Annotated in this window: 20 protein-coding genes; 5 read left to right on the top strand and 15 right to left on the bottom strand. The window is 64.5% G+C overall.

What is annotated here, in order from left to right:
- Positions 1 to 16 precede the first annotated feature (16 nt).
- A complete protein-coding gene (gene nhaA / locus K323_RS0117975) occupies positions 17 to 1,192 on the top strand; it encodes a Na+/H+ antiporter NhaA (protein ID WP_022886651.1) in 1,176 nt (391 codons plus the stop codon).
- A 24-nt stretch (positions 1,193 to 1,216) separates the two neighbouring features.
- Here the strand turns inward: nhaA and mfd are convergent, their stop codons facing one another.
- From mfd to K323_RS0117940, 7 genes are all read right to left on the bottom strand, one after another.
- A complete protein-coding gene (mfd, locus tag K323_RS0117970) occupies positions 1,217 to 4,861 on the bottom strand; it encodes a transcription-repair coupling factor (RefSeq protein ID WP_022886650.1) in 3,645 nt (1,214 codons plus the stop codon).
- Positions 4,862 to 5,020: 159 nt separating this feature from the next.
- Positions 5,021 to 5,605 carry an aminoacyl-tRNA hydrolase gene (pth, locus tag K323_RS0117965; RefSeq protein ID WP_026851805.1) on the bottom strand — a complete coding sequence of 195 codons (585 nt, stop codon included), beginning with the start codon at positions 5,603 to 5,605 and terminating at the stop codon, positions 5,021 to 5,023.
- Positions 5,606 to 5,643: 38 nt separating this feature from the next.
- Positions 5,644 to 6,261, bottom strand: a complete 618-nt coding sequence (locus K323_RS0117960) for a 50S ribosomal protein L25/general stress protein Ctc (RefSeq protein ID WP_022886648.1) — start codon at positions 6,259 to 6,261, stop codon at positions 5,644 to 5,646.
- A 225-nt stretch (positions 6,262 to 6,486) separates the two neighbouring features.
- The gene (gene dgoD / locus K323_RS0117955) at positions 6,487 to 7,641 is read right to left on the bottom strand and encodes a galactonate dehydratase (protein ID WP_022886647.1); all 1,155 of its coding nucleotides are present in this window, start codon (positions 7,639 to 7,641) and stop codon (positions 6,487 to 6,489) included.
- Positions 7,638 to 8,141 carry a gluconokinase gene (locus tag K323_RS0117950; protein WP_022886646.1) on the bottom strand — a complete coding sequence of 168 codons (504 nt, stop codon included), beginning with the start codon at positions 8,139 to 8,141 and terminating at the stop codon, positions 7,638 to 7,640. Before K323_RS0117950 ends, dgoD begins: the two co-directional genes overlap by 4 nt.
- Before the next feature lie 3 nt (positions 8,142 to 8,144).
- The gene (locus tag K323_RS0117945; protein ID WP_022886645.1) at positions 8,145 to 9,017 is read right to left on the bottom strand and encodes a carbohydrate ABC transporter permease; all 873 of its coding nucleotides are present in this window, start codon (positions 9,015 to 9,017) and stop codon (positions 8,145 to 8,147) included.
- A complete protein-coding gene (locus tag K323_RS0117940; RefSeq protein WP_157509496.1) occupies positions 9,014 to 9,844 on the bottom strand; it encodes a carbohydrate ABC transporter permease in 831 nt (276 codons plus the stop codon). The genes K323_RS0117945 and K323_RS0117940 overlap by 4 nt, the downstream gene beginning before the upstream one ends.
- On the opposite strand from K323_RS0117940, the gene K323_RS29890 reads away from it, so the two are divergent.
- Positions 9,810 to 10,145, top strand: a complete 336-nt coding sequence (locus tag K323_RS29890) for a hypothetical protein (RefSeq protein ID WP_157509495.1) — start codon at positions 9,810 to 9,812, stop codon at positions 10,143 to 10,145. The two genes, K323_RS0117940 and K323_RS29890, sit on opposite strands and share 35 nt — an antisense overlap.
- On the opposite strand, the gene K323_RS0117935 is transcribed toward K323_RS29890, so the two are convergent.
- Positions 10,083 to 11,393 carry an ABC transporter substrate-binding protein gene (locus tag K323_RS0117935; RefSeq protein ID WP_026851803.1) on the bottom strand — a complete coding sequence of 437 codons (1,311 nt, stop codon included), beginning with the start codon at positions 11,391 to 11,393 and terminating at the stop codon, positions 10,083 to 10,085. The two genes, K323_RS29890 and K323_RS0117935, sit on opposite strands and share 63 nt — an antisense overlap.
- Before the next feature lie 137 nt (positions 11,394 to 11,530).
- On the opposite strand from K323_RS0117935, the gene K323_RS0117930 reads away from it, so the two are divergent.
- A complete protein-coding gene (locus K323_RS0117930) occupies positions 11,531 to 12,298 on the top strand; it encodes a FadR/GntR family transcriptional regulator (RefSeq protein WP_084697465.1) in 768 nt (255 codons plus the stop codon).
- Positions 12,299 to 12,477: 179 nt separating this feature from the next.
- Here the strand turns inward: K323_RS0117930 and K323_RS27075 are convergent, their stop codons facing one another.
- Genes K323_RS27075 through K323_RS27065 form a run of 6 tightly spaced genes read right to left on the bottom strand, consistent with a single transcriptional unit; the run spans position 12,478 to position 19,306 of the window.
- Complete coding sequence (locus K323_RS27075) at positions 12,478 to 14,016, bottom strand: mannitol dehydrogenase family protein (RefSeq protein ID WP_022886641.1); 1,539 nt, start codon at positions 14,014 to 14,016, stop codon at positions 12,478 to 12,480.
- Complete coding sequence (locus K323_RS0117920) at positions 14,006 to 14,944, bottom strand: ABC transporter permease (RefSeq protein ID WP_022886640.1); 939 nt, start codon at positions 14,942 to 14,944, stop codon at positions 14,006 to 14,008. The genes K323_RS27075 and K323_RS0117920 overlap by 11 nt, the downstream gene beginning before the upstream one ends.
- On the bottom strand, positions 14,944 to 15,876 hold the full coding sequence (locus K323_RS0117915; RefSeq protein ID WP_022886639.1) for an ABC transporter permease: 933 nt from the start codon (positions 15,874 to 15,876) through the stop codon (positions 14,944 to 14,946). The genes K323_RS0117920 and K323_RS0117915 overlap by 1 nt, the downstream gene beginning before the upstream one ends.
- Positions 15,873 to 17,006: an ABC transporter ATP-binding protein gene (locus tag K323_RS27070; protein WP_022886638.1), complete on the bottom strand. Its 1,134-nt coding sequence runs from the start codon at positions 17,004 to 17,006 to the stop codon at positions 15,873 to 15,875. Before K323_RS27070 ends, K323_RS0117915 begins: the two co-directional genes overlap by 4 nt.
- Before the next feature lie 3 nt (positions 17,007 to 17,009).
- Positions 17,010 to 18,239, bottom strand: coding sequence for an extracellular solute-binding protein (locus K323_RS0117905; protein ID WP_022886637.1), 1,230 nt, complete (start codon positions 18,237 to 18,239; stop codon positions 17,010 to 17,012).
- A 20-nt stretch (positions 18,240 to 18,259) separates the two neighbouring features.
- Positions 18,260 to 19,306, bottom strand: a complete 1,047-nt coding sequence (locus tag K323_RS27065) for a LacI family DNA-binding transcriptional regulator (protein WP_051147415.1) — start codon at positions 19,304 to 19,306, stop codon at positions 18,260 to 18,262.
- A gap of 290 nt (positions 19,307 to 19,596) precedes the next feature.
- On the opposite strand from K323_RS27065, the gene uxaC reads away from it, so the two are divergent.
- Both uxaC and manD read left to right on the top strand, forming a co-directional pair.
- Positions 19,597 to 21,081: a glucuronate isomerase gene (gene uxaC, locus K323_RS0117895; protein ID WP_342663015.1), complete on the top strand. Its 1,485-nt coding sequence runs from the start codon at positions 19,597 to 19,599 to the stop codon at positions 21,079 to 21,081.
- A complete protein-coding gene (manD, locus tag K323_RS0117890) occupies positions 21,078 to 22,310 on the top strand; it encodes a D-mannonate dehydratase ManD (protein WP_022886635.1) in 1,233 nt (410 codons plus the stop codon). Before uxaC ends, manD begins: the two co-directional genes overlap by 4 nt.
- Before the next feature lie 159 nt (positions 22,311 to 22,469).
- On the opposite strand, the gene K323_RS0117885 is transcribed toward manD, so the two are convergent.
- Positions 22,470 to 24,020 (bottom strand): UxaA family hydrolase, encoded by a 1,551-nt coding sequence (locus K323_RS0117885; protein ID WP_022886634.1) that lies wholly within the window; start codon positions 24,018 to 24,020, stop codon positions 22,470 to 22,472.
- Positions 24,021 to 24,026 lie beyond the last annotated feature (6 nt).

Raw genomic sequence — 24,026 nt, 5'->3', positions numbered from 1 at the left:
GACCCGTCAGGCACACATGACCTTCATCAGATCCGAACGATTCGCGGCCGGGCTCCTGCTCCTGGCTGCCGTCATCGGGCTCATCGTCGCGAACACCCCCCTCGGCCCCGGGTTCGTTGCCTTCATGGACGCGCATCCCGTTGATGCGCCATTCGGCCTCGACCTGTCCCCCGCTCACTGGGTCAGTGACGGCCTGCTCGCCGTGTTCTTCTTCCTCGTGGCCATCGAGTTGAAGCGCGAGCTGGTGATCGGCGACCTCAACAGCTTCGCCAAAGCGGCGCTGCCGTCGATCGCAGCGCTCGGCGGCGTGGTGGTGCCCGCCGTGATATTCCTCCTGTTCACCGCAGGGACGCCGCTGGCCGGCGGGTGGCCGGTGCCCACCGCAACCGACATCGCTTTCGCCCTCGGCGTTCTCGCCATCTTCGGCCGCGGCATCCCGACCCGTGTGCGGGTGTTCCTGCTTGCGTTAGCCGTGCTCGACGACCTGGTCGCCATCCTGATCATCGCGTTCTTCTTCACCCAGGACGCGCAACTGCAGTTCATCGGGTTCGCGGCGATCACTGCGACCGGATTCGGCCTGTTCAGTCGGCTGCTGAAACCACGCTCGCCATGGGTGCTCGGTCGGAAACCCCAGTGGCCGATCATCGCGGCGCTGTGCCTGCTCGGGGTACTCACCTGGTATTTCACCTACCTCTCAGGGGTGCATGCGACGATCGCCGGAGTGGTGCTGGGCCTGGTGATGGCGCGCGTGCCCGGTGGGCGAACGCACCACATCATCGAGCCGTACTCCAACGGCATTGTGCTGCCCCTTTTTGCGTTCTCGGCGGCCATGGTGGCCATTCCCGCGGTACGGATCGACGGGCTCAGCCCAGCGTTCTGGGGAATCCTGGTTGCCCTGCCGGTCGGCAAGCTCCTCGGCATCACGCTGGCCGGATGGGGGGCCAGTGCCATTGCCACTCGGCGCGACCGGCCGGCCCTGCAGTTGCCAGACATTGTGGTGGTCGCCTGCCTGGGAGGCATCGGCTTCACCGTGTCGCTGTTGATGAACGAACTGGCCTTCCAGCGAGACAACACGGTGACGGATGAGGGGACGCTCGCCGTGCTGATCGGCTCAGGTATCGCTATCGCCGTCTCGGCCGTCGTCGTGAGCCTCCGTGCGCGTCACTACCGCCGATTGCACGCTGCCAGGTGAGCGCTTCGCTGCACAGCGGAGCGTCTACGGGGACTCCACGGGCTTCGGTGCGGGGAAAATAGCGCCGAGCAGCGCGCCGGTCCAGGCGATGAGCTCCGGGTCGCCGAGCGGCTCTCCGTTCGGCCTCGGCATCGGCACCGTCATCGAACCGTTCTGGGTGAAGTAGCGGGCGCCAGGATACATGCGCTGCAGCCGCACCTGGATCGAATCCGCCAAGTCAGCCGGCGCGACTCTCAGGTTCGATCCCATCGCCACCACTTCGCTGAGCCCGGCCTGCTGCGCCTGCCAGCGCAGCCGTGACACAGCAATCAGGTTCTGCACCGCAACCGGTGGTTCGCCATACCGGTCCACAAGTTCGTCGAGCACCAGCGAGATCTGGTCTTCCTTCGCGTTCGTCGAGCTGGCCGTCGAGAGCTTCTGATAGGCCTCGAGCCGCAGCCGCTCGCTGTCGACGTAGTCCTCCGGGATATGCGCGTCGACCGGCAACTCCAGCCTGAGCTCGGTCTGGCCCTCAGCGACATCCCCCCTGAACGTCGACACGGCCTCGCCGATCATCCGCAGGTACAGGTCAAAACCGACGCCGGCGATATGCCCGGCCTGCTCGCCGCCGAGCAGGTTGCCTGCTCCGCGAATCTCCAGGTCTTTCAACGCGACCTGCATTCCGCTGCCCAACTCGTTGTTCGCGGCGATCGTCGAGAGCCGGTCGAGCGCCGTCTCGGAGAGCGGCTTGTTCTCGTCGTAGAGGAAGTACGCGTACGCCCGCTCGCGCCCTCGGCCGACCCTGCCCCGCAACTGGTGAAGCTGGCTGAGACCGTACTTGTCTGCCCTGTCGATGATGATGGTGTTCGCATTGGCGATGTCGAGCCCGGTCTCGATGATCGTCGTCGTGACGAGCACGTCGAACTTGCGCTCCCAGAAATCGACCACCACCTGCTCGAGCACCGACTCCGGCAGCTGACCGTGTGCGACGGCGATGCGCGCCTCCGGCACCAGCTCGGACAGCTGAGCCGCTACCCGGTTGATGCTCGCGACCCGATTGTGCACGAAGAAGATCTGTCCCTCGCGCAGCAGTTCGCGTCGGATCGCCGCTGAGACCTGGCGTTCGGAGTACGGCCCGACGAACGTGAGAATCGGATGCCGGTCCTCCGGCGGCGTCGCCAGCGTCGACATCTCCCTGATACCGGTGACCGCCATCTCCAGCGTGCGCGGGATCGGCGTCGCGCTCATCGCCAGGATGTCGACGTTGGTCTTGAGCTTCTTCAGCTGGTCTTTGTGCTCGACCCCGAACCGCTGCTCCTCATCGATGATGACGAGGCCAATGTCCTTGAAGATGATCGAGTCAGACAGCAGTCGATGGGTACCGATCACGATGTCGACCGTGCCGTCCAGGAGCCCGGCTATGGTTTCTCTCGCTTCCTTGTCGCTCTGGAACCGCGACAGTGCGCGCAAGTGGATCGGGAACCCGGCGAAGCGTTCCTGGAACGTCTCCATGTGCTGGCGAACGAGCAGGGTCGTCGGCACCAGCATGGCCACCTGTTTGCCGTCCTGGATCGCCTTGAATGCCGCGCGCACGGCCACCTCGGTCTTGCCGAAGCCGACGTCTCCTGAGAGCAGCCGGTCCATCGGAATCGCCCGCTCCATGTCGGCCTTGACCTCGTCGATGGTGGTGAGCTGGTCAGGGGTCTCCGCGAACGGGAACGCCTCTTCCAATTCACGCTGCCAGGGCGTGTCAGGTCCGAAGGCATGCCCCCTGCTCGCCATCCTCGCCGAATAGAGCTTGACCAGCTCGACCGCAATGTCACGAACCGCACGTCTGGCCTTGCTCTTCGCCGCCGACCAGTCGCTGCCGCCCATCTTGCTGAGGGAAGGCGACTCTCCGCCGACGTAACGCGTGAGCAGGTCGAGCTGGTCCGTCGGCACGTAGAGTTTGTCGCCGGGGAAGCCGCGCTTCGATGGGGCATATTCCAGCACCAGGTACTCGCGCTTGGTCTTGACCGGATTGCGGCCGCCGCTCGAGACCTCACGCTGCGTGAGTTCGACGAACTTGCCGATCCCGTGCGTCTGGTGCACAACGAAGTCGCCCGGTTTCAGGGCCAACGGGTCGACGACATTCTTGCGCCTGCTGGCGAGCTTCTTGACCTGACGGGCGTCGTAGCCGACGGTACGGCCGTAGAACTCCGACTCGCTGATCAGGCTGAGTTTGGTCGACGGCACTTCAAAACCGTTGTCGACGGATGCCTTCAGCAGGTACGCGATGCCGGCCTCCGGTTCTGCAGGAAATTCGTCGACGATCCGCGCCGGAAGTTCGTGCTCGGCGAGCACGTCTGCGGCACGTTCGACGAGTCCGGCGCCCTGGGCGACAATACCGACGTGCCAGCCGTCTTTCAGGCGAGCGGCCAGGTGGCCGACGGCCCCCTCCACGTTCCCCTGAAAACTCGGGACGGCCTCCGCTTCGATGCGAACCGTGAGCAGGTCGTCCATTTCGCGGTGCTCGGGCAACACCGGTTCAACCAGCGCCTGCTCATCGGTCGGCGCTGCCTGGAAGGAGCTCAGCGTCCACCAGACATTCTCGCTCGCCGGTTCGCCGGGTTTACTGAACTGAACGGAATCGCGCAGGGCGCCGAGGGTGAGGAACTCCCCCGATTCCAGGTCGATCGGTGCCTCCGCGCCGGCGGTCGCCGCGTTCCAGGCGGCAGAGAGGAACTCACGGTTGGTCTCGCCCAGGCTGATCGCACGCGAGGCGACTCGCTCGGGCGAGATGACGGCGATGGCCGCCCCCTCCGGCAGGTAGTTCGTCACCGGTACGAGCCGGTCGACAAGTGCAGGGGCCAGGCTCTCCATGCCGTCGACCGGAATGCCCTCTGCGATCTTGGCGAGCATGCCAGACAGGCTGGGAAACTCGTGCTGCATCTCCCTGGCGCGCTGACGCACCTCCGGGCTGAGCAGCAGCTCGCGACTCGGCGGCAGGCTGACGCTCTCGATCGGCTCGGGGAGGGAACGCTGGTCAGCGACCGAGAATGCGCGGATCTGCTCGACCTCGTCGCCGAAGAACTCGATGCGGTACGGATGCGGTGCGACCGGCGGGAAGACGTCGAGAATTCCGCCGCGCACGGCGAACTCCCCACGGCGGGTGACCATGTCGACGCGCGCGTAGGCGACATCGACAAGTTGCAGCGCGATCTGGGCGAGGTCGTGGCCCCGGCCGCCGGCCGCCAGGGCGATGGGCTCGAAGTCGGTGAGATTGTCTGCGACGGGTTGCAACGCCGCGCGCACCGAGGCGACGACGACGAGCGGATGCCGGCCGACGGCATCCGCTTCTCCCCATTCACGCATGCGGCGGAGGGCGAAGAGTCGCCGGCCGACGATCTCGGCGCTCGGGCTCAGCCGTTCGTGCGGGAGGGTCTCCCAGGCGGGGAACTCGATGATCTCGGCGTCACCGGCGTAGCAGCCGAGGTTTTCGCGCACGGCCTCTGAGTCGCGCCCGGTTGCGGTGATCACCAAGAGCGCCTGGGTCTTGCCGAGCTCGGCGCGCTGCTGCAGCAGGCCGGCCAGGAGAGGCGCACGAAGCCCGTCCGTGAGGGAGAAGTCGGCGTCCCTGGCTGCATAGCCCAGAGCGTTGTGGAATGTGGAGGCGCCAGAAAGCGCACCGATCAAGCCCTGAAGAATCACCGGGTAAGTCTACGCACTGCGCGCCGACACTCGTTCGACGTCCCGCCGTCGACCGTTCGACGGAGATTTTGCGCAGATTCCACGGTTTCGACCTGATTCGGCCGACTTAGGCCGATATCTCCGTCGAATGGTTCAGCTCCGGGCGAGGAGCGAGGCGGGTCAGGCAGGGCTGTGGAACTTCTGCTGGGCAGCGGTCAGGCCCTCTGCGGCGATGAGCTCGACCGCGTCGGCCGCATCAGAAAGCAGGTTCGGCAAAGCAGAACGCTCACTCGATCCGAAGTCGCGCAGAACGTAGTCAGCCGCATCCTGTCGGCCAGGCGGGCGACCGATGCCAACCCGCACCCGGACGAATTCGTTGGTGCCGATCGCGGCGATGATGTCACGCAGTCCGTTGTGGCCGCCGTGGCCGCCACCGGCCTTGAGCTTGATGGTGTCGAACGGCACATCGAGTTCGTCGTGCACGACGATGAGGCGCGAAGCGTCAAGCGAGTAGAACCGCAGAAGTGCGGCGACCGGGCCCCCTGACACATTCATGAACGTGTTCGGCCTGGCCAGGATGAGCTTCGGGCCGCCGGGAAAACTGCGCCCATCTGCGACGGTGGAGTTGGTCTTGTGGGACTTGAAGTTGGCCGACATCCGATCGGCGAGCTCAGCCAGGACCATCTGGCCGACATTGTGCCGGTTGCCGGAGTAGCCGGGCCCGGGGTTACCGAGCCCGGCTACGAGCCAGAGATTGTCGTCCAGGGGAATACTCCTCGCCGGGCGGAACCAGGAGGGAATGGCTACTCGGCCGCCTCAGCAGGAGCGGCTTCGGTCGTCTCCTCGGCGGCTTCGGACTCTTCCTCATCCTCGCCGCGCCCTGCGGACGGAACGATGACGTTCACGACGAGCAGGTCTTCGTCGTCGACGAGCACAGAACCCGAAGGGAGTTCGACATCCTTGGCGTGAATCTGCGTGCCCTCTTCGAGTCCCTCGACGCTGATGACGATGCGCTCAGGAATGTTGGTCGCCTCGGCCTGGAGCCTGAGGTTGTTGAGGTCGAGCATCGCAATGGTTCCGGGGTACGTCTCGCCCTCGAGGTGCACGGGAACCTCGACCTCGACCTTTTCACCCTTGCGGACGACGATGAGGTCGAGGTGCTCGATGATCTGACGAACGGGGTCCTTCTGCACGTCCTTGACCAGGGTCAGGTGGGTGGTGCCGTCGAGGTCGAGCTCGAGGATGGCGTTCGCCTTGCGCAGCAGCAGGCCGACGCGGTGTGCGGGGAGGGCGACGTGCAGCGGCTCTGCGCCGTGACCGTAGATGACGGCCGGGATCTTGCCGTCAGCGCGCAGTCGACGGGCGAAACCCTTGCCGAATTTCTCGCGCAGTTCTGCGGCGACCTTGTTGTTGTCAGCCATGATTCTTCTCCTTGCGGACCGCTCGGGTCCAGGTCTCGTTCCGCGGGAATGCCCGCAGGGGGTGTACTGGTTCAACTCGAACGCATGTCAGCGTGAGGAAAAGCCGAAGTCTTTTCGCCGCGTCGATAACGGATGCCGGATGAAGCGCGGAATCCCTCGCCGAAGTTCAGCTTGTGAGTTTAGCATCCGACGCCCCACGGTTTCGACACGCGGGGCCGGCGAAGGTCACCATTCCGCGAGGGAACCGTCTGCGTGACGCCAGATCGGTGAGCGCCAGGAGCTTCCGCGCGCATCCGCTGCCCGCACGGCCGCTTCGTCTATCTCGATGCCGAGGCCGGGGCCGGTGAGTCGCTCGATGCTGCCACTGGCGAAGTCGAGCGGCGCCGCATCGAGCACGTAGTCCAGAACCTCAGCGCCCCGGTTGTAGTGGATGCCGATGCTCTGCTCCTGAATCAGGTAGTTCGGCGTACCGAAGCCGACCTGCAGGCAGGCGGCCAGTGCCAGCGGACCGAGCGGGCAGTGCGGTGCCAGCTGCACGTCGAACGTGTCGGCGAGGGCGGCGATGCGGCGTACCTCTGAGATACCGCCCGCGTGAGCGAGGTCGGGTTGCGCGACCGCGATGCCGGCCTGCAACACGGGCAGGAATTCCTGACGATTGTAGAGGCGTTCCCCGGTGGCGATGGGCACGGATGTCCCCTGTACCAGCTGGCCGATCAGGTGCGAGTTCTCCGGAACGACTGGTTCTTCGATGAAGAAGGGGCGAAGCGGTTCAAGCAGTGGAGCGATGCGCCGGGCATTGGCGAGAGTGAATCGCCCGTGGAAGTCCACGGCGACGTCGCGATCTGCTCCGAGCACCTCGCGCACCGCGCTCACCCGTTCGAGTACCCCGTCTATCTCCGAGATGGAACCGATGCGGCCCATCTTCCCCGACGCGTTCATCTTCACCGCGGTGAGGCCGGCTTCGATCTGCGCAGCCGCAGCGGCGGCCACGTCGTTCGGTTCATCGCCGCCGATCCACCCGTACACGCGGATGCGGTCGCGCACGGCCCCGCCGAGCAGCTCGTGCACTGGTACCCCGAGGGACTTGCCCCTGATGTCCCAGAGCGCCTGGTCGACGCCGGAGACCGCACTGGCAAAAACGGCGCCGCCGCGGTAGAAACCGCTCTTGGTCAGTACCTGCCAGGTGTCTTCGATGCGCGCTGGATCACTGCCGACCAGGTACTCGGCGAACTGGTCGACAACGGTGCGCACGGCGTCCGAATGTCCTTCCAGGCTCGCCTCACCCCACCCGACCACACCGTCGCTGGTCTCGATTCGCACGAACAGCCACCGCGGTGCGACGAGAAACGTCTCTACCCTGGTGACGGTCACGGCAGTCATCTGTTCAGGCTTTCGATGACGCGGTGCACGATCTGCTCTGGGGTCTCGCCGATGTCGACCGTGATGGCCGCTTCGTCCGCAGTGGGCTCCTCGAGGTCGTCGAACTGCGTCTGCAGCAGCGACGCCGGCATGTACTCGTGATCTCTCTGCAGCATCCGTTCGTGGATGAGTTCTTGACCGCCTTGTGCAAATACCGTCACGAGGTCTGGTGCGTGCTCGCGCAGCAGGTCGCGGTAGGCGCGTTTCAGAGCGGAGCAGGCGACGACCACGCCGCCGTCCGCTCCCTCCAACACGGCACCGACAGCGTGAAGCCAGGGCTGCCGCAGCTCGTCCGAGAGCGCGTGCCCTGACCCCATCCATTCCTTGTTCCGAGCGGAGTGGAGGTCATCGCCGTCAACGAACCGCACGCCGAGGCGCCGGGCGAGGAGGACCCCGATCGTGGTCTTGCCGGAACCGGACACGCCCATGACGATGATCGGCGGGAGGGACTGCTCTGCCATGGACTAGCCTTTCGTCGCGCCGGCGGTGAGACCGGACACGATGTACTTCTGGGTGAAGAGGGCAATCACCATGATCGGGACGGTGACAACAACGGCGGCGGCCATCAGGCTGCCCCAGTCGATGCTCGCATAGGAAACGAAATTGAAGATGGCGACCGGCAGAGTCTTGGTATTGGCCCCGGACAGCACCAGAGCGAACATGAAGTTGTTCCACGAGAAGATGAACGACAGGATGCCGGAGGTCGCCAGCCCGGCAATAGAGAGCGGCAGGGTGATCCGCCTGAATGCACCGATGGGCGTGAGTCCGTCCACCTGCGCCTGCTCCTCCAACTCGAGCGGCATCGAGTCGAAGAAACTCATCATGATGTAGACGATCAGCGGCAACGACACGAACATGTGCGAGAGGATCAGCACCTCGTACCCACCGACCAGCCGCAGGTTCGCGAAGATGAAGTACCACGGCACCAGCAGACTGACGCCCGGGATGATCCGCGCCATCAGAACGACGAGTGCCGAGCGGTGCATCGTGAACCTGCTCATGGCGTATGCGGCGGGAACACCGAGGATCATCGACAGCACCGTGGCGCAGAACGCCACCCAGAAGCTGTTGAAGATGAACTCGAAGTAGTTGTTCCGGCTGAGCACGTTGTCGTAGTTCTCGAGCGTCGGTGTGAACAGGAACGTCTTGCTCGCGTCGTAGATGTCGACGTTCGTCTTGAGCGAAGCGATCAGCATCCAGGCCAGCGGCGCGATGAACAACAGCACGACCACGGTCAGGATGACCACGCGGAAGATCTGGTAGGCGCGTGGCTTCCGGCGCCGCGAGCTGCGCACCGGCACGGCGGGGGAAGCGGGGCGAGTCAGGGTGTCGGTCATGACCGGTCCCCCTTTCTGCGGAAGGTCACGATCCACATCAGAGCGATGATGAGGAGGAAGAACAGGATGAGCACGGTTGAGGCTATGCCGTAGTCGTTGTAGTCGAAGCTGAGCCCGTACGCGTAGACGTTCAGCGTCTCGACCTCGTGGAATGAGCCGCCTCCCTTCCCCTTCGTGGCATACAGGATGTCGAACGTTTTGAGCGCGTCAATGCCGCGCAGCACGATGGCGACGATCACGGTCGCTCGAAGCAGCGGAAGCGTGACGAACCAGAACCGCTGCCAGGAGTTGGCTCCGTCGATGCGTGCCGCTTCGTCAGGTTCGTCGGAGAGCGACGTCAGGCCGGCGAGCAGGATCAACACGATCATCGGCGTCCATTGCCAGACGTCCACGAAGATCAGGGTCGGAAGCGCGGTGTGCTCTCCCGACAACCACGGCTGCGAGGGCAGGCCGAGCCAGTTCAGGACCTGGTTGGCGAAGCCGATGTTCGGGTCGAAGATCAGCCGCCACATCATTCCGACTGCGACCGGTGTTGCCACCAGCGGGAGCAGGATGGCGACGCGCACCCATTTCTCGCCCTTGAACGGGCGCCAGAGCAGCAGCGCTATCGCCATACCGAGCACCAGTTCTGCTGCGAGCGCGCCGCCGGTGAAGTAGAAGGTGCGCCAGACGGCCGGCCAGAAGCGCTCGGTGTCACCGAGCACCTCGAGGTAGTTCTCGAAGCCGATGAACTCAGCCTTGGCGCGAACCGACCCTTCGCTGTCGGTGAGGCTGAGGTAAATCGTCCAGACGATGGGAACGGCGATCAGCAGGGCGACGAAGATCATCGCCGGCGAGGCGAACACCCACTTGCGATGGCGGTTCGCCCAGTTCGAGAAGGAGGCCCACGGTGTGGGTTTCTGGGGCGTCCAGCCCGATGGGGCAGCCGGTTTTCCGGTGGACTCAGCGGTGACCGGAACGGTCATCATTCACCTCGCAATGGGTACGGGCATGGAACGGATGGCACGGGCAACGGATGACCGGCACCGCCCGCGGGCGCGGCAGGTGCCGATCATCCGTTTTCGACTACTTCTCGTCGTCCAGCAGTTCCTGGAACGCTTCGTTCGCCTTGTCGGCGGCCGCGTCTGAGTCACCACCGGTGATCGCAACCACGATCGGGTCACCGACGATCTCGCGTGCCTCCGGCACCTTGATGACGAGCGGACGGTCATGCCCGATCCCGTTCTCGGTGCTGATGGCGATGGCCTCGGCCAGGTCGGCGGGGTAGGTCTCGACACCGGCCGGGTCCTTCCAGACCGAGGTACGGGCACCCGGAACGCCGGCCTGCTGGATCTCCAGGGTCATGTCCTGGCTGGTCGCCCACTGGATGAACTGCCAGGCGGCGTCCTTGTTCTCAGACGCCTCGTTGATGCCCAACGCCCACGACGGCACGTTGTAGGCCTTCGAACCGTCGGATCCTGCCGGAATCGGTGCGAAGCCGACGGTGTCGGCGACCTTCGAGTTGGCCGGGTCTGTGGCGTTCTTGTACAGGCTGTCGGCCTCGGTGTAGAAGGCCGCGTTGCCCTGCGTGAAGATGGCCATAGCCTCGGCCCAGCTCATGTCGGTGCTGACATTCTCCGGTCCGTAGTTGTGGATCAGGCCGCCGTAGAAGGCGTAGGCCTCTTTGGCCGCGTCACTGTTGACCGCCGCATTGCCGTCTTCGTCGATGAAGTCCCCGCCGAAGCTGAACAGGAAGCTGGAGAATTGTGTGACCGCTGCCGACTTTCCGGTGCGGGCGACGAATCCGGCAATACCCGGGTTCGCCTCCTTGATCGTCTTGGCCGCCGCTTCGAGCTCGTCCATGGTCTTCGGAACCTCGAGGCCCGCCGCCTCAAGCAGGTCCTTGCGGTAGTAGAGCACTTCCTGCTCGGTGATGATCGGCACGCCGACCACCTGATCCTCGTAGGTGGTCGAGCCGACCGGGCCCTTCTGGAAGTCGGCCCAGTCCCAGTCCTTGTCGGATTCGACGTCTTCAGTGAGATCGGCGAAGTATCCGTTCTTGGCGAACTGCTTGCCTTCCTGCAGCGGTCGATACATCATGACGTCGAGTTCGCTGGTACCGGCGTTCAGCTTCACGTTGTACTGGTCGGAGAGCTGGTCTTCACCGTACTGGCTCAGTTCGACTTTGATCCCGGTCTCCTCTTCGAATTCCGGGATCTTCTCCTTGATGATGTCGGTCCACACGTGGTTGACCAGGGTGACGCTGAGGGTCTTCGAGCCTCCGTCTGCTCCGTCGCCGCCGTCGCCGTCTCCGGCACTGCAGGAGGCCAAAGCCCCCGTGGCGAGGAATGCTGCCGCCGCAATGGCAACGGTCCGCACAACTGAATGACGCTTCACTGTGTCTCCAATCTCTTGGGCCCGCGCTGTGACCACGCACGCCCCAACGACGCATCTTTACATCTGTCTCAAAGCAAGACGTTACTTAATAAATCATACGTATTCAACCCTTTCTAGGTAACGATATGATCTATCTCATGACGGAGAGCGCACTGGTGCCGGAGGGATCGATACCGCTCGACGACGGCAGTGCCGTCCTCACCGGGCTGCACGCACAGGTTCTCGACCTCATCGGCCTGGCAATCTGCGCCGGAGAACTGGCGAGCGGATCCGTGATGCGCATTGAGGAACTCGAGGAGCGCTACGGCGTCTCCCGCTCCGTCGTGCGTGAAGCAATCCGGGTGCTCGCCTCCATGGGGATGGTCGCGTCACGGCGACGGGTCGGTGTGCAGGTTCTCGCGGCCAGTGAGTGGAACCTGTACGACCCGCAGGTGATCCGCTGGCGGCTCGCCTCCCCCGGCCGTATCGCCCAGTTGCGTTCCCTCACCGAACTGCGCACGGCCATCGAGCCGGAAGCGGCCAGGCTTGCGGCCATCCGCGCGCCACTCGCGAATGCGAGCGAGCTGATGGGGCTCGCCGGCAAACTGTGGGCGGCAGGACAAGCGAACGATGCCGAGGGCTTCCTGGTGCTCGACATTGAGTTCCACCGCCTGGTGCTCTCGAGTTCTGGCAACGAGATGTTCGCCAAGCTCAACACCCTGGTCGCTGAAGTGCTCACCGGCCGCACGCACTACGGGCTGATGCCGCGGCATCCGCACGACGAAGCGCTGCAGAGCCATGTCGATGTCGCCAGTGCCATCCAGCGCGGCAACGCAGACGATGCCCACGCTTCCATGCTCGGAATCATGCAGCGTGCGTTCGATGAGATGAGCTCGATCTGGGAGCACGGCTCCCCCGCAGCCTGAGTCCAAGCCTTCCCTGAGCCCAGGCCCTCCCTGTCCCGCGATTCGGAAACTCGGGCGATTCCGGGTGTTTCGCCGCTGATCCCGCGGCGTGTCGCGCAATTAACCGAATCCGGGGATAGGGCTGGTCGTGTGTGAGGGGTTTGGAGCGGGCTTGTGGGGTCGGGGCCGGCAAGCGGCGCTCAGCGCGCGGACGCGGCGACGAGTTCACGCACGGTGGCAAGCTGCTCCCGGACTGCCGAGCGGAATGGCTCTGAGCCGGCAATGGCGGCAGGGAAGATGTCGCCCAGCGCGAACACCCTGTCGATGACGCCTCCGGGATCGTCGATCACGGCGTCGGCGGTTCCCACAGCGGCGTGCAGCCGGTCAGCGGCGGGATCGTCGAGGACCGGCGCTCCCTCTCGCATGCTGGAGGCGACATACGCGATCCACGCTGCGAGCACCAGTGCAAGCCCCTGGGGAACCACCCCGGCGCCCAGACGGTCTGCGACGGTTCCGAGCAGACGGTTCGGCAGCTTCTGCGAGCCGTCCATCGCCACCTGCGCCGTCGTGTGCGCGAGGTTCGGGTTGGCAAATCGCTCGAGGACACTGTCGCGATACTCCTCGAGGTCGATGCCATCCGGCGCCGTCAGCGTCGGCAGGATGTCTTCGTCGATCACGCGCATCGCAACGGAGCGCAGCTGCTCGTCAGCGACGGCCTCGGCTATCGTCCGATAGCCGGACAACGCGCCGAGCCAGGCCAGCAGCGAGTGGGTCGCGTTGAGGACACGAAGCTTCACTCGCTCGTATGGGGCGACATCGTCGGCGAGGATCGCCCCCGCCCGCTCCCACGCCGGTCTTGGACCGGCGAAATTGTCTTCGATCACCCACTGGGCGAACGGTTCGGCAACGACAAGCGCCTCGTCGCGCAGCCCCAGCAGCGCCAGGGCCTCTGCCCTGTCGGCATCCGTCGTGGCCGGCGCGATGCGGTCGACCATCGTCGACGGGAAGGTGACGGATGCTGCGAGCCACGCCGTCAGCTCGCGCTGAGCGGTGCCGGGCTCGAGGGCGTCGACCAGCGAGGAGACCAATCGCCCGGTGATCTCACCGTTCTCGACGAGATTATCGCAGGACACGACGCTGAACGGCTCGCCGCCATGGCGCTGGCGCCTGGCTAGCCCGCGCACCAACAGACCGATCGGGGTCCGGGATGCCGGCAGTTCAGGTTCATCTGCCAGCTCACGCCCGATCAGGTCGAGGTCATGCTGCACGGCCGGAAGGGTGAGGTCGATGGATCCGTCCGGTGCGCGGAGATACCCTTTCTCGGTGATCGTGAGGGTCGCGAGGTGCACGTGGGGGCTGGCCAGTGCCTCGGCGACCTTCTCCGAGTCCTCACCCGGCCAAGCGACATCCCGCACCGAACCGATGAGGCGCAGTTCGGTCTCCGACGCACCCTTGATCAGCACCCCGTAAAGGCAGTCCTGTGGAAGGAGTTGTTTGGCAACGCCGGCCGTTCGGCCGGTGACCCCGAGGATTCCCCAGTGGTTCTCCCCTGTCGCCGCGGCGGCATCCTCGGTGAAGACCGCCTGGTGAGCTCGATGGAAGGCGCCGATTCCGAAGTGCACGATTCCGATGTGCACGGCAGCCGGATCGACCCTGGGTAACGAGACGGATGAAACGGTGATGGCAGGGAGGGAACCGAGCGAGAGGCGGCCGACAGCTTGGGCGGACTCAGTCTTCACGCGACTCCTTGACCTGGGCGACGAGCTGTGTGGGGTTGATGAAGCGCAGCGCGATGATCAGGATGACGAGCATCATGGCGGTGTAGATCACGCCCATCGAGGAGATCAGCTGCCTGGCTTCACCGCCACCGGCACTGGTCATCGCCCGGTAGATGGCGACCACCAGGGTGTCGGATGTCGGCCCTGACACGAGGAAGGTCAGGTCGAACATGCCGACCGTTCGCACCAGCACCAGGATGCTCGCGGCGAGGATGCCGGGCACCAGGAGCGGTGCGAGCACCTTCGTGAACACCTGCCACATGTTGGCACCGCACATGCGTGCCGCGTTCTCGATGGACGGGTTGATCTGTTCGATGAAGGGCGTCATCGTGATGATCACGAACGGCACGGACGGAACCAGGTTGACCAGGATGACGGCCAGGACTGTTCGCCCCAGGCCGAAGTTGTACATCACGGTTGCCAGCGGGATGCCGAAGGTGATCGGCGGGATCAGAATCGGCAGCAGGAACAACAGCATGACCAGGTTCTTGCCGGGGAAGCGGCTGCGAGCCAGGACATACGAAGCCGGTACGCCGATCACAACGGACACCACGATCACCGCGAAGGCGACCAGCAGGGTGACGCCGATGATGTGGCTGAGGTCGAACCGGTTCCAGGCCTCCTGGTACCAGCCCAGAGTGAAGTTCTCCGGCAGCCAGGTGTCGAACCAGGGCTTGCCGAACGAGTCGACGAGCACGCTGATGACGATCCCGAACAAGAAGATGAAGAACGCCGCGACGCCGAACCAGACGAACCAGGTGCCCGGTGAGGCAACGAGGGACTTCTCCCCCGGTGCCAGGCTGCTCTTGTTGCGGTTGCGGATGTTGACGATCTCAGTCGGTGGCGCGTTCCGCCCCGGCCTGGTGGATTTGAGTGTGGAGTTGGACATCAGCCCTTCCCTCCCGTTGAACCCTTATAGAGGAATGAGCGGCCGAGGAACACGATTCCGATGACGATGAGCTCTACGACGCCCATCATGATTGCGATCGTCGAGGCCATGCTGTAGTCGAGTTGCTCCGAGAAGGCCCGGTAGGCCATCAACGCCAGCACGCGGGTGTCGCCTGAGGCGTCACCGACAAGTCTTGCCGACGGGAAAACGCTGAACGCGAGCACGAAAGTGAGAATGAACGTCGTCGCGAGGCCAGGTGCCAGAAGCGGCAGTGTCACCCGCCGGAAACGCTGTTTCCAGTTCGCCCCGAGGGTCTTCGCGGCCGCTTCCAGCGACGGGTCGATCCCAGAGAGGTACGAGGAGATCAGCAGGTAGGCGAAGGGGAACCCGGAAATCACGAGCGAGAAGAACACGCCGAGATAATTGTTCACCAGTTGCAGCGGCTCAGAGATGATGCCGGTTTCCATCAGGAAACGGTTGAGCCACCCCTGCCGGCCGGCGAAGATCAGCAAGCCCTGGGCAGTGAGCACGGTACCGAGTGTGATCGGCAGCACCAGGAGGGTCTGCATGAACCGCTTGCCGCGGAACTTGCCGCGCAGCTTGAACGCGATCGGAATGGAGACGATCACGTTGAAGAGTGCGGCAGGCAGGGCCAGGCGCATGGTCAGCCAGACGGAGTCGAACACGAACGCATCCTTGAAGAAGGCGATGTAGTTCGCGAAGAATCCACCGCCCCACTTCTCCTGGGTTCCGGCCAGCGGCTGGAACGTCAAACCGATGCCGTAGGCGAACGGGTAGACGAACAGCAGGAGGGCGAACACCACGGCCGGCACGAGCAGCCACAGCTTGGTGTCGACACCGCGCTCCGCCAGCCGGTGCCGCAGGCTCGCAGAGCTCTTCGACCTCGAGGCCGTACTAGTGGCGGATGTCATCCCCGCACCTCGGCCAATTCCTGCTGCTCTGCACTGACGATGTCGAGGCTGCTGCGGTAGATCAATGCACGAGCCGGGTCGACGGTCAGGGTGACGGTTGCGCCTGCGGTCGGCGCAGTTTCGGCGTGCACGAACAGGTTCTGGCCACCGGTGGTGGTGACTCCGACCGCAAACTCCCTCCCCTGGTACTCGACCACGTTCACGACCGCCTCGATGACGTTCAGACCATCGGTCGAAGCGCCGGGGCGCGCCACCAAAAGGTCAGACGGTCGAATGGCGACACGGATGTCATCGCCCACCGCCGCATCCTGAACCAGGCGTGCCGTCAGCGACAGGTCGGGCCCTGAGACCCTGGCCAGGTCACCGGTGACCGATTCGACCCTCAGGTCGATGAGGTTGCGATACCCCATGAAGTCGGCGACGTGCCAGTTCGCGGGGTGGTCGTGCAGCTCCTCAGGGGTACCGATCTGCTGCACCCGGCCGTCACGGAGCACAACCAGTCGGTCGGCCAGGGAGAGCGCCTCCTCCTGGTCGTGGGTGACGTACACGGTCGTGAGACCGAGCGACTGGTGCAGGCGACGGATCTCCGTTCGCATCTCCAGCCGGAGCTTGGCGTCGAGGTTCGACAACGGCTCGTCCATCAGCACCAGGCGTGGCTCGAGGACAACTGCGCGCGCGATTGCGACCCGCTGCTGCTGGCCGCCGGAGAGCTGGCCTGGAAGCTTCTTCGCGTGCTCCTCCAGCTTCACCAGCGCCAGGCCCTCTGCCACGCGCCGGGTGATCTCGGCCTTCGGCAGGCCCCGCATCTGCAGGCCGAACGCGATGTTCTTCTCCACAGACAGGTGAGGGAACAACGCATAGTTCTGGAACACCATGCCGAAATCGCGCTTCTCACTCGGCAGCACGTCAATGCGCTTACCGTCGATCAGGATCTCGCCATGGGTGAGCGGAAGGAGCCCGGCGAGGCAGTTCAACGCCGTGGACTTTCCGCAACCCGACGGTCCGAGCAGGGCGATGAACTCGCCCGCCCGGATCGTCAGGTTGAGGTCGACCAACGCGTCGCGACCACCGAAACTGCGTCCAACGTTCTTCAGCTCGAGGGACTCGAATGCATTAGCCGACAGGGACATGTTCTACTGCTCCTCAAACTTTCCGGTGCCGATCTCGCGGTCCCAGATATCGAATGCCTTGACCAGCTGATCCGGTACGAGTGGGGTCGCCTTCGGCTTCTCCTCGATCAGGTCGTCGTACCAGTCACGGCCGAACTCCTTCAGGAGGTCCTGGCTGGCCTGTGGCGCCTTGTCGAGCGTTGCGCCCTCGATGGCCGGGCCGGGGTAGAAGTAGCCGCTGTCGTATGCCATCGCGTTGACATCAGGCGTCAGGATGTACTGCAACAGCAGCAGGATCGCCGACATCTTGTCTGCCGACTGGCCCTTCGGGACGACCGCATAGTGGGCATCCGTCACCCAGGTGAAGTCGTCGAACGGTGCGGCCTCGATGGTCGCCGGCTCCTTGGCCGTCGCCCTGGGCTCGATGTCCCAGCCGGTGGTGGTGGGGATCAGCGCCCAGGTGCCGTCTGCCATGTTGGTGATGACCTGGCCGGTACCTGTCGGGTAGTTGTCGATCGTCGCGCCGAGCTCCTTGAGGTAGGCCCAGGTCTTGTCCCAGCCGTTCTCCGGGTCAGACGGGTCCTCATCACCGAGGATGTACGGCAGGCCCTGCAGGAACGTGCGGCCAGGGCCCGAGTTCGCCGGACGGGCGTAGCCGAACTTGCCGGGGTTCGCCTGCGCCCAGGCGAGCAGTTCTTCGGGCGTGGACGGGACATCCGTCACCACGTCTGGGTTGTATTGCAGCAGCGGACCCGACGGGTAGTACGTCGTGACGACACCGAAGTCCTCTGCGAGCTCCTGCATCGCTGCAGCCGGCTCGATGTAGTTCTCCTGGTTGGAGACCCGGTCACCGTAGTCGGTCACCAGCGGGATCCAGAGATCCTGTGCGATGCCGGCAGACAGCCCGTCGGTTCCGGTCATGACCATGTCGACCGACAGGCTTCCGCTGTCGACCTGCGGCTTGATCGTGCCGACGACGTCTGGAGCGCCTGCGCTCTCCCAGGTCACCGCAGAAATGACGTCAGGGTTCTCCTTGATGAACTCGTCGACCATCGGGCCAGTGAGCTTCTGGTTGCCCGCGACGTCGAGGATGTTCAGGGTCACCGGCGCGGACGGCTTGTCAGGCACGTCGCTGGCATTGGTTGCCGCCGGCGCCGGGGTGCTCGCGGTATTCGGTGCCGTGCAACCGGTGAGCGCCATGGCGGCGACAGCGACGACGGCCGTCACAAGATATGTACTCTTCCGAGTGCGCATATCGTGTTCCTTTCTCTTTGTTAGGTCCCAGACAGCTGCGTCTGGAGGATGGGGCGGTCATCCGGGCGTTCGATCGCTCGGACGGGTGCAACGCCAGTGGACTGGCGCACGATGAGTTCGACGGGAATGTCTGGAACGACCCGCCCGGCACCGGCACGTTCGAGCACCGTGTCGAGGAGAAGGTCGACGCTTGCGCGCCCCATCTGCACCCGCGGGAAGTCGACGGTCGTGAGATTCGGCCAGACGAGGGTGGACACGGGCACATTGTCGAAGCCGGCGACGCTGATGTCGTGGGGGGCGCTGAGGCCGCGTTGACGGAGGCGGTCGATGAGGCCGACGGCGACGAGATCGTTGAAGGAGACGACCGCCGTTGCGCCGCTGGCGATGGCTAGGTCGCCGGCCTGGATGCCGCCGGAGAAAAACGGCGGGAAGTTGCCGAGTTCGACCAGGTCGAGATCGGGCGATTCGAACGCGAAGGCACGGAAGGCCGCGGTGCGTTCCGAATTCGACCAGGAGGTCACGGGGCCGGCGGCGTACGCGATCTTGCGATGGCCGAGCGCCACGAGATGAGCCATCACCGAGCGCAGGCCGCCGCCGTTGTCGAAGGTGATGGACGGGATGTCGCCCAGTTTGCGGTTGACCAAAACGATCGGACTCTCGGCCGCGAAATGTTCGACGTCGGCGTCCGTGCTGCGGACAGAACAGAGGATGACGCCGTCGACCTGCTTGGCAAGGCTGCGAACGACCTCGGCCTCCACCATCGGATCCTCATCGGTGTCGGCGATGAACACCGCGTAACCCGCGGCCCTCGCCCTGGCCTGTACGCCCTTGCACACGGAACCGAAGAACGGATTCTCGAGATCGGGTACAACGAGGCCGATACTGCCCGTGCGCCCGGTGATCAGGCCTCTAGCAGCGCGATTCGGGCGGTACCCCATTGCCCTGGCGGTCTCCTGCACGTGCACCCTGGTGGCTTCGGCGACCTGCTCAGGCGCGGCGAGCGCACGGGACACCGTGGAGATGGACACACCGGCGGCTTTTGCCACATCGCGGATCGTCACCGCCATCGCACACCACCTCGTGTTGGTTCCGACACAGCTGTTGTTGTCGGTCGGTACATTCTGCAAACCTTTTCACTGTTTCGTCAAGTCACGAATTGATTACGGCGTGGGTTTGCGCATCGGTGGAAGATTTCTTCGCGCATCCGCCCTGAATCATGCATATAGTGTTCAGTGTGAGTCGGCTCAACGACCTCTCGGTCGCCCGTCTCTCGCTGCAACACGCGCCAATTCTGTTTCACTCATCTTCAGAAACGGCGTTGCCAGCCTGGTGCAGCAACCCTTCAAGGAAGAAGCAAGTGACGAGGAGTCAGAGTATGGCCGCGCAGGCGACGAACGCAGGGCCCTGGACACTACATCCGGATCGGGCACTGCCCGCCGAACCGGCCCAACGCGCCATCGCGCGGGAGCTCTACCAGGCGGTTTCGACCCTGCCCATCATCTCGATGCACGGCCATATTGACGTCGGTGCGATCCGCCGCAATGACTCGTTCGGAGACCCGGCAGAACTCTTCATCATCCCCGACCACTATCTGGTACGCATGCTCGTCTCCCAGGGGTATCGCCACCAGGACCTCGGCGTACGCCCCCGGGGCGGCTCAGCCGTCGAAACCGACCACCGCCTGATCTGGAGACGGTTCGCAGAGAACTGGAAACTGTTCCGCGGCACACCGACGCGCTACTGGATGGAACACGAACTCGTAGAGATCTTCGGCATCACCCAGGAACCCTCAGCCGAAACGGCCGACGCGATCTACGACCAGCTGAACGCCGCCCTCGCCACACCGGAATACCGCATCCGTGACCTGTTTGATCGGTTCAACATCGAGATCCTGAGCACAACGGATGCGCCGGATTCCGACCTGGCCGACCACGCAGCACTGGCTACAGACGGCTGGGGCGATCGCGTCGTGCCTACCTTCCGCCCTGACAACCTCTTCTATCCGGGACGTGCGACCTGGCGAGCGGACGTCGCATCCCTCGCCGCGCAGAGCGGCATCGAAATCACCGACTATTCGAGCTTCCTTGCGGCGCTGCAACAGCGTCGTTTTGCGTTTGTTGCGGCCGGAGCACGGGCCACGGACCACGGACATCTCACCGCGAACACCACACCGCTGGAGCCGGCAGAAGCCAAGCGGATTTTCGCGGAAGCCATGTCCGGGCCAGTCGATGCGGCCACGTCGGAAGCGTTCGCGGGCAACATGCTGTTCGAGAGCGCACGGATGTCAGTCGAAGACGGGCTCGTGATGCAGCTGCATCCTGGAGTGCAGAGGAACCATTCCGAGCGGATCCTCAACGGCTTCGGGCCCGACAACGGGTTCGATATTCCGGAGTCTGTGGAGTACACGCAGGCCTTGAAGCCCCTGTTGAACGCATTCGGGCACGAACCAGGCTTCCGGATGATCCTGTTCACCATCGACGAGACCGTGTACTCGCGGGAACTTGCGCCGATTGCGGGCGCCTATCCGTCTGTGAAACTCGGCGCGCCGTGGTGGTTCCTCGATTCGCCCGGCGGCATGGCCAGGTTCAGGGAACTCACCACGGAGACCGCGGGCTTCTACAACACCACCGGCTTTGTCGACGACACGCGCGCGTTCGCGTCGATCCCGGCCAGACACGACCTCGCGCGACGCATCGACGCCGGATTCCTCTCGAAGCTCGTGAGCGAACACCGACTCACGCTCGACGAGGCCACCGAAACAGCCATCGACCTCAGTTACAACCTGCCACTCGCGTCGTATGCGCGTCGCGACTCAGCTTTCAGAGAAGAGAGAACAACGTGAGCACCATTGAACGCGCCGAAGTATTCGTCACGAGTCCCGGCCGCAACTTCGTCACCCTGAAGATCACCACATCAGACGGCGTCACCGGCCTGGGAGACGCCACCCTCAACGGCCGCGAGTTGTCTGTCGTCGCCTACCTCAAGGAGCACGTGGTGCCGCTGCTCATCGGCCGCGACCCGCAGAACATCGAGGACACCTGGCAGTACCTCTACCGTGGTGCGTACTGGCGTCGGGGCCCGGTCACCATGGCCGCCATCGCCGCCGTGGACGTCGCGCTCTGGGACATCAAGGGGAAGGTCACCGGTCAGCCGGTGTACCAGCTACTCGGCGGCGCAAGTCGGGTCGGCGCACTCGCGTACGGACACGCATCCGGATCTGATCTGCCATCGCTCTTCACCTCGATCCAGAACCACCTCGACCAGGGATTCAAGGCCATCAGGGTTCAGACCGGTGTTCCAGGGCTCGGACAGGTCTACGGGGTCGCGACCAACCAGCTGCCAGGCGAGCGCTACGACTACGAGCCGGCCAAGCGCACCGAAGTTCCCACTGAAGAAGAGTGGGACAGTGCCGCATACCTGAACCACATACCGACGATCTTCGCCGCCGTGCGTGAAGAGTTCGGCTACGGGATCCCGCTGCTGCACGACGGCCACCACAGGCTGACGCCGAACGAGGCCGCGATCCTCGGCAAGTCGCTCGAGCCATACCGCCTGTTCTGGCTGGAGGACTGCACGCCGGGCGAGAACCAGGAGTCGCTGCGGCGCGTTCGGGCACAGACGACAACGCCGCTGGCGATCGGTGAGGTCTTCAACACCGTCTACGACTACCAGACCCTGATCACCGAGCAGCTCATCGACTACGTGCGCAGCGCGGTCACCCACACCGGTGGCATCAGCGCATTGAAGAAGATCATGGACTTCGCCGCCGTCTACCAGATCCGCTCCGGCTTCCACGGGCCGACCGATATCTCACCGGTCGGGCAGGCCGCAGCATTGCACCTCGACCTGGCCATCCACAACTTCGGCATCCAGGAGTACATGAAGCACTCCAGCGACACGCTCGATGTATTCCAAACCAGCTATACGTTCGAGAACGGCCTGCTGCACCCGGGCGACAACCCGGGACTCGGCGTCGAGTACAACGAGGACCTCGCGGCATCGTTCGAGTACACCCCCGCCTACCTGCCGGTGAACCGCCTGCAGCGCGATGGGTCGATGCACGATTGGTGAGTGGGCGCGTCGGCAACCTCCTACCCTCGCTGGCTTGTTCTTTCCCGCCGAGAATCGCCGTTCGTGCCGACAATCGCCGGCCGAACGGCGATTGTCGGCGCAAACGGCGACGCGCAAGACGCGCCGAGCGTGGATGACACGGCCCGCCGCTCGCACTCGTCAGGTGACGGTGCCGAACTGCCAGGGGATGAACTCCTCCTGGCCGACGCCGAGTTCTTCGCTGACGGTCTGCTCGCCGGAGGCGACGCGGATGATGAGGTCGAAGATCTCGCTCCCGACCTCGGCGATCGTGGCCGTGCCGTCGACGATGCGCCCGGCGTTCAGGTCCATGTCGTCGGCCATCTTCTCGAACATCTCGGTGTTCGTGGCCAGTTTGATCGACGGCGTCGGCTTTGCCCCGAAGACCGAACCACGGCCGGTGGTGAAGCAGACGACGGTCGCGCCGCCGGCGATGATGCCGGTGACGGATACCGGGTCATATCCAGGGGTGTCCATGAAGACGAGGCCGCGCTCTGTGACCGGTTCCGCGTATTCATAGACCGCCGACAGGTCGGCGCGTCCCGCTTTCGCCACGGCTCCGAGCGACTTCTCGAGGATCGTTGTCAGCCCACCCGCCTTGTTACCGGGCGATGGATTGTTGTCGAGGCTTCCACCGCCCTGCTTTGCATAACCCTGCCACCACTCGATCCGGTCGAGAAGTCGCTGGCCGACGGCCTCGGAGACGGCCCGGCTGGTCAAGAGATGCTCAGCACCGAAAACTTCGGGAGTCTCTGCGAGAATCGACGTTCCTCCCCAGGCGACCAACCGGTCGGAGGCGACTCCGAGCGCCGGGTTCGCCGTGACCCCCGAGTATCCGTCCGATCCGCCGCAGTTCAAGCCGAGCACCAGTTCTGAGACCGGGGCGGGCACCCGCGTGCGCTTGTTGAGCTCTGGAAGCATGGCTCGGATGCGCGCGATGCCCTCTTTGACGGTGGCGCGCACTCCGCCCTCGCCCTGGATGTTCATGGTCGACACGATGGTGTCCGCCGGCAGCGCGTACCCTTCGACCAGTGTCTCGACCGGCACCATCTCACAGCCCAGGCCGACCACCAGCATCCCGCCGAAATTGGGGTGGCTGGCATAGCCGCGCAGAGTGCGCAGAAGTACCTGGCCGCCCTCGCTGGTGGGCACCAGCCCGCATCCGCTGTTGTGGGTGAGTGCCATGACGCCGTCGACGTTCTCATAGTCGTCGAGCGCGAACCCCCGGAAGGCGTCGGCAATGAGATTGGCGGCTGTGGCCGAGCAGTTCACCGAGGTGAGAATACCGATGTAGTTACGCGTGCCGAAGCGGCCGTCGGCCCTGGGGTAGCCGAGGAATGTCGGCATCTCCCCCATCGTTTCGGCGAGCGCCGTGCGGGCCGTGCCGAACTCATGCACTCGGTCGGCGTCATCCATGCCGAGGTTCTGGGTGTGCACATGGTCGCCGGGGGCGATGTTCGTCGTCGCTCGCCCGATCGACTGGCCGTATTTGTGTACCTGGTCGCCGGCGGCCACGTGTCTGAGGGCAAACTTGTGGCTTCGCGGGATGTCGGCGGTGAGTGTTACCTCACCGCCGTCGCCCAGTTCGATGACGATGCCGGCCTCCAGCGCCCTGGTCGCCACCGCCACCTCATCTGTTTCGCTGAGGTGAAGCGCGACCTCGCGGAGGGCGAATCTGGTGGGGACTGTCATGGGTGG

Origin of the sequence: Glaciibacter superstes DSM 21135, from assembly GCF_000421145.1 — a bacterium.
Lineage (GTDB): Bacteria > Actinomycetota > Actinomycetes > Actinomycetales > Microbacteriaceae > Cryobacterium > Cryobacterium superstes.
This window is presented reverse-complemented; position numbering and strand designations above follow the sequence as displayed.